Raw genomic sequence first — 5,678 nt, 5'->3', positions numbered from 1 at the left:
CAGCCAAGAAAGCGGGAGCCGGCTCGAGACGCTGGTGTGATCGAGCTCGAGATCGACGGCATCGCAATGCGGGTGGGTCGTGGGGCGGATTCGAAGACGGTTGCAGCGGTGATCCGTGCGCTGAGGGCAACGTCGTGATCGGGCCAACGGGAGCGGTCAAGGTCATGGTGGCGACGAAGCCGGTCGACTTCCGCAAGGGAGCGGAAGGTCTGGCAGCGCTCGTGCGCGAGGCGATGGGCGCGGATCCATTCTCGGGCGCGGTCTACGTGTTCCGGGCCAAGCGGCCGACCGGATCAAGCTCGTCTACTTCGACGGCACGGGCGTATGCTTGTTCGCCAAGCGGCTGGAGGATGGCAAGTTCTGCTGGCCGGGCATTACCGATGGTGTCGTGCGACTGACGGCGGCACAGTTGCAGGCACTCCTGGAAGGCCTCGACTGGCGGCGGGTGCACGAAACGCGCGAGATGCGTGTTCCAACGACGGCGAGCTGACCATCGGATTATTGCCAAATCACTGGAATCCATGCTTGAATCCGCTTCGTGACTGACGCGGCCGCTGCCCTACCCGACGATCCTCATGCGCTTCAGGCGATGCTTCTGGCCGCGCGTGCGGAGAATGAGAGGCTCCGCCAAATCATCAAGGAGTTGCAGCGCCATCGCTTCGGGCGAAGGGCGGAGAGCCTGCCCGAGGACCAGCTTCTTCTGGGCCTGGAGGAAGCCGAGCAGGTAGAGGCGGAGGGCTTCGCCAGCGCGGAAGCCGCGGACCCCTCAAAGCGTGATGCCAGGGCTCGTAAGCTGTAGAAGTTTGCACTTGATCGGACAGTTGGCGTCTGAGAATGGTCCGTTTTGCCTGTCTGATGGGATCAGGCGGCGATCATTTTCTCCTTCGCCAGCGGGGCCGTGTCAAGGAAGGTCTGCATCGGCGTCTTGCCGAAGCACCAGCGGCCCTGATGTGGGCGCTCCTCATTGTAACTTCTGACCCATTCATCCAGATCGGCCTGCAGCTCCTCGATCGAGCCGTAGATCTTCTTCCTGAAGGCGACCCGGTAGAACTCGTCCAGCACCGTCTTGTGGAACCGCTCAACGATGCCATTGGTCTGCGGGTTCTTGGTCTTGGTGCGGGAATGATCCACATCCTCGACGCCAGATAGAGCTCGTATGCGTGATGTTCGGGATTGCCGCAATACGGCGGCGCCGAGCATTGGGCAACGATCGCTTCGCTGATCGAGACATGCAAGCTCAACGGCGTCGAGCCTCACACCTACCTCGCTGACGTGATCGCCCGGATCGTCGCCGGCCATCCACAAAGCCAGATCGACGATCTGCTGCCTTGGGCCTACAGACCTATGCCGCTCAAGGCCGTGGCCTGAGAACAGCGGTTACGTTGCTTAAGACGATCCGAACCATTTCCCGGAGACCACCCCACCGAGCCACTTCGGGCCGTGGCAGACGGTCTAAGGCCGGCTCCGGCAGTTGGCGCGTGCGCTTCTGTTCCAAACATCCACGTGGAGCTGATGCTGGATCGCGAGCGGGGCGCGAGGCCGGTCCCACGTCTGCCGTGATCGACAGATGGGGTATTCGGCTTGAGCCTCATCTTTTGGCGGTGATGCCATCAAGGTTCTGCGCTTCGAGCTGATGATAAAACATGGTCAGTTCCCTTGAACAGCACAAGCCCTCAGGAAGGAGAAGCGCGGCGTGAAACATTATGCAGGATTGGGCGTCCCGGTGAAAGAGACTGCAATTGGCATCATCGACGAAACAGGCACGGTGTGCCGGGAGGTGAAGGGGCCGGTCTCAAGTTTGGCAAGGTCGGTGCGGTCAAGTTTGAGGAGCGGATTGGCGAGCTCACCGAAGGCATGCCCGATCTGGCCGAGATCGTCGAACCGTTGCTCGACGCGCGTCGCAAGCTGCGCCAGAATTATGCCGCCCTGCACCGCAAGATTCTGGCGATCGTCCGGGATGATGAGGTTTGCCGCCGGCTGATGTCGATCCCCGGCGTCGCCCCGTCGTGTCGGCGTTGGCCTACACCGCGACGATCGATAATCCCCGCCCGCTTCCGCAACTCCAAGGCGGTCGGTCCGATTTTGGGCCTGACGCCGGCGCTTCATGAATCGGGCGAAAGCCGCCGGGTGGGTGGGATCTGAAGGCTTGGGCGATGGACGTCGCCAAGCGACGCGGCCAGTAGAAAGCCATCGTTGCGCTTGCCCGCCGGCTGGCGGTGATCATGCATCGCGTCTGGAGCGAGGGCCATCAGTTCCGCTGGACCAGGACGGAAATCATGCCGGTCGCCGGCTGATCGCAGCCCGACCGTCGAAAAATTGATAAACATCGCCCCCCGACGACATCAGTTCCACCTGCCGGTCGAAAGCTGTCCTTCGCGGGACGAGGATGAGGTGAGTTCGTCGACTGGCTTGGCTCGATTGGCCCATCATCGGCAATCAAGGCGCTCGACGGATTGTTCCACCCCATTCTTCTGAATTCCCCATAGAGGGGCCATAGAGGGCAAGGCCCGAGCGCCGATCCCGGAGAGAAGCAAGGCCCCGCGAAAGACGTCCCAATGCCGGCGAAGCGGACAGAGCTAGAAGGCGCTTGACTTCAAAGCGCAGATAGAGAAGCCAGTCGGTGAAGACTTCGGCCCCTGTCGCGCAAAGACGCTATACGCTGGCAAGAAGATCGTCGGCCGGAAGCGCCACATTGCAGTCGATACCACAGGCGGCTCTTGATGGTCAATCTGACGCCAGCCGACATCTTCGACAGCGCCGGCGCGCGGGCCGCTCTCGACGGCATATCTGCAAAGCGGTGGCCTTGTGGGAAGCATCAGTTCGCAGACGGTGCCTACGATTGGCTCAAGCTCATGGAAAAGGCCACCTATCTCGACTCGTCATCGACATCATCCGCCGATCCTGCCCCTCTGCCGGAACCCTTGTTCGGTTTTTGGTGACCTACCCTCTTACGCCCAGCATTCCACCGACATTGCTGCACATGGGATTATATCCCGCGTCGCGTGGAAGAGCTTGCAGTAGCAGTTGGCCGCCTGCCGAGGACGACCTTAAATATTTCGCGCCCGCCTCGACGAAACCAATAGAACGACTGACATGACTCTATGTAGGCCCTTCGCGTATGCTGTGGGATTTCCGGCAACTATGCCATACTCGACTTGTGAGTATTGTTGTTAAATGAGAAGAGTTAGGCATCAAGAACCAGAACGCTAGTCTTGGACCGAGAGACGCAGGGGCAGATCTGGTCATTGGTTGCCTTTTCCCGAGCTGAGAGAAAAACGTCGCGATGATCCGGCTCGCCCTGCAGAACACTGGTCGCGCAGGAACCGCAAACACCCTGACGGCATGAAGAGGGTATTTTGATGCCCTGCTTCTCGAGCACTTCGAGAATACTCAAGTCGGCGGGTATAAAGAACCTTCCCCCCGAGCGGGCCAAGCGAACCTCGAAGCTCGATTGTGGGCCGACCGATGCCGCCGAATCGACGGAGAAACGCTCTATATGGACGGCCGCCTCCTGCCAGCTCGCCTGTGCTGTCGCCTGGGCCAAGTCCATAAACCCTTCCGGTCCGCATAGATAGAGATGGCCATCGGCGGGCGGGACCGCGAGCAGCTGGACGAAGCGGTCCTTTATAGCGGTCCGCTCCAGCCCAAAATGGAAATGTGCCTGACGGGAATAGGGTGCTTTGGACAGTTCGTGGCGAAACGGCGCCTGTTCGGACGACCGGGCAAAGTAATGGAGTTCAAAACTTCTCCCTATCTGTGCGAGGCGGTCCGCCATCGACAAGATCGGTGTGATTCCGATTCCTCCTGCTATAAGAAGGGTATGCGCCGCCGCTTCGTTCAGAGGGAAGTTGTTGCGCGGCTGGCTTATTTCCAGCCGGTCGCCTGCTGACAACGCTTTATGCATGAATCGAGATCCACCGCGAGAGGCCCCCTCGAGCTTCACCGCAATGCGGTAATTGGAAGCGTCGTGGGGATCGCCGAATATGGAATACGTCCGCGACAGACCAGGTTTCATGTGAATTTCGACATGAGAACCCGGAGCGAAGGGGGGCAATGTCGATCCACTGGCCGGGCTGAGCACGAACGAGCGAACATTGAGTGCCTCCTCGCGCACTGCAGCGACGCGAACCTTAAGTCTGGTGGGAAGGGGGGCGGGTTTTCGAGCGCCGCCGAACGCGCGCGACCAAATACTCATATCTTAATAGCTCACTTGCCACTGAGCCGTTTGCGCATTTGCTCGGTGGCCTCGGCGGTACCGTCATGGAACGAACCAAACCACTTGTCCCACGGCTGGTCCGCTGTGCCGTAATTGCATTCGAAAAAGCGATGATGGAGCTGATGGTAAAAATCTCCTAGCGCCAGCTGCTTCTTGTCGTGAGCGAGGAGCTCGGCGAAGCCCGAATGCGAGGCGAGCGGATTCAATACCTGTAAATGCATGTGGAACAGCATCAGAATTGGGTTGGACGGTACAACAACGTGAATGAGACATGAGGACAGGTAAAGGACATGCTCTATGGGATGCATGGAGAACCCCGACCACGGCCCGGTCGCGATATTGCGGTGATGGAGCGAATGGACAGGCTTATAGAGCGGTCCCCAATGCAGAAAGCGATGGGCCCAATAGAAGTGAAATGAAAGCCAGAACGGGGTCAGCAGGAAAAGGACTACACCCAAAATCGGGTTTAGGGAAAAATTCAGCTGCGGGATGTAGCCGTTGCTGAGCGCCCAGAAATACAGAACCTCGTAGGCGGTCCAGGTGGTAACACCGCTCGCAAGCGACCAGAACATATTGTCCCAGACCTGGTTGCTAAACGTGAACATCTTTTTGTTCTTGGCAAATTCCTGCGCGATGAATTTGCGCTTCTTGCCCTGCAGCTTGTAGGTGTGAAGATATAGGTGCAGTCCGCCGGCGATGATCGTGATCAGCGCAAAGTTGCGCAGATAGATCTGGGCGATCCATCCGAACTCGAAAGTGGCGCATCGCTCGAGAGCGGGTTGAAGGTAGTTGGCGGTGAGAATGGCGGTGCCCAGGGTTATCAGAGTCATCGACAGTTCAAACCAGGACTTCGCAAGCGACCTGAATATTGCGACAGGCCGCAGGGGCCATTCAAACAACGGCGAGTTCGGAATCGGCAAATTGGGATGCCAATTCCATTCCTCGCTCATTGGAGCTTCGTCGACGGGCAAATTAGAAGGATTACGATCCATGACCGTTGCCCTTTCTCGGTTTGACATATCTTTCCACCCAAACTGCTCTCCCAAACGACGCCGGGCGCGTTGATGGCGTCCGGCATCTGAATCAAAGGAATGGTCCCACGCAGACGCAAGCCTGTCCAATTTATTATTACTTTACCGGGACATTTATTCCGATATTCGAGAAAATGTCACGCACCGCCGAGCGCCCGACCCTACCGGAAAACACCGATGCCTATTAACCCACCTACACCAGCAGATGGATACGATCTTAGAGCCTGACTCGAAACTTGGTTAACTGCGAGGTGGAGTTGGGCGGCGGCGGAGCATGAGGCGGATGGAAGCGATGAATATCCATGCCTCGGCGCTGGCGATAGTCGCCTCGAAATCCTTGGCGAGTCTGACCTTGCCCCCAGTTTCTATCCAGTTTTGAGTTCGTTTCCGGCGTGGGTTGTGCCCTGTTGGGCGGGTGAAGCGACGGGCGC

3 protein-coding genes and 6 pseudogenes are annotated in these 5,678 nt (G+C 58.6%); 5 read left to right on the top strand and 4 right to left on the bottom strand.

What is annotated here, in order from left to right:
* Window positions 1–134: 134 nt before the first annotated feature.
* Together tnpB and NKJ35_RS30580 are read left to right on the top strand one after the other, a co-directional pair.
* A pseudogene (gene tnpB / locus NKJ35_RS30585) lies at window positions 135–490 on the top strand (IS66 family insertion sequence element accessory protein TnpB).
* A 48-nt stretch (window positions 491–538) separates the two neighbouring features.
* Window positions 539–793: pseudogene (locus NKJ35_RS30580) on the top strand (transposase domain-containing protein); the annotation flags it as partial.
* A 68-nt stretch (window positions 794–861) separates the two neighbouring features.
* On the opposite strand, the pseudogene NKJ35_RS30575 reads toward NKJ35_RS30580, so the two are convergent.
* Window positions 862–1,184 (bottom strand): annotated as a pseudogene (locus NKJ35_RS30575) (integrase core domain-containing protein); the annotation flags it as partial.
* A gap of 4 nt (window positions 1,185–1,188) precedes the next feature.
* Here NKJ35_RS30575 and NKJ35_RS30570 point away from each other — a divergent pair.
* From NKJ35_RS30570 to NKJ35_RS30560, 3 genes and pseudogenes are all read left to right on the top strand, one after another.
* Window positions 1,189–1,368: pseudogene (locus NKJ35_RS30570) on the top strand (transposase domain-containing protein); the annotation flags it as partial.
* A gap of 399 nt (window positions 1,369–1,767) precedes the next feature.
* Window positions 1,768–2,142, top strand: coding sequence for a transposase (locus tag NKJ35_RS30565; protein WP_352651347.1), 375 nt, complete (start codon window positions 1,768–1,770; stop codon window positions 2,140–2,142).
* A 516-nt stretch (window positions 2,143–2,658) separates the two neighbouring features.
* Window positions 2,659–2,899 (top strand): annotated as a pseudogene (locus NKJ35_RS30560) (transposase); the annotation flags it as partial.
* Between the two features lie 285 nt (window positions 2,900–3,184).
* On the opposite strand, the gene NKJ35_RS30555 reads toward NKJ35_RS30560, so the two are convergent.
* From NKJ35_RS30555 to NKJ35_RS30545, 3 genes and pseudogenes are all read right to left on the bottom strand, one after another.
* The gene (locus tag NKJ35_RS30555) at window positions 3,185–4,015 is read right to left on the bottom strand and encodes a PDR/VanB family oxidoreductase (protein WP_352651345.1); all 831 of its coding nucleotides are present in this window, start codon (window positions 4,013–4,015) and stop codon (window positions 3,185–3,187) included.
* A gap of 191 nt (window positions 4,016–4,206) precedes the next feature.
* Entirely contained in the window at window positions 4,207–5,166 is a 960-nt protein-coding gene (locus tag NKJ35_RS30550) for a sterol desaturase family protein (protein ID WP_352651343.1), read from the bottom strand.
* Between the two features lie 321 nt (window positions 5,167–5,487).
* Window positions 5,488–5,678, bottom strand: a pseudogene (locus NKJ35_RS30545) (hypothetical protein); the annotation flags it as partial.

Source organism: Mesorhizobium sp. M0136 (assembly GCF_040322515.1).
Lineage (GTDB): Bacteria > Pseudomonadota > Alphaproteobacteria > Rhizobiales > Rhizobiaceae > Mesorhizobium.
The sequence above is the reverse complement of the archived record's forward strand: the minus strand, read 5'-3'. Positions and strand labels throughout refer to the sequence as shown.

Coding starts and splice junctions, on each gene's coding strand:
- NKJ35_RS30555 (WP_352651345.1), bottom strand. CDS start 4,015: ATGAAACCTGGTCTGTCGCGGACGTATTCCATATTCGGCGATCCCCAC.
- NKJ35_RS30550 (WP_352651343.1), bottom strand. CDS start 5,166: ATGAGCGAGGAATGGAATTGGCATCCCAATTTGCCGATTCCGAACTCG.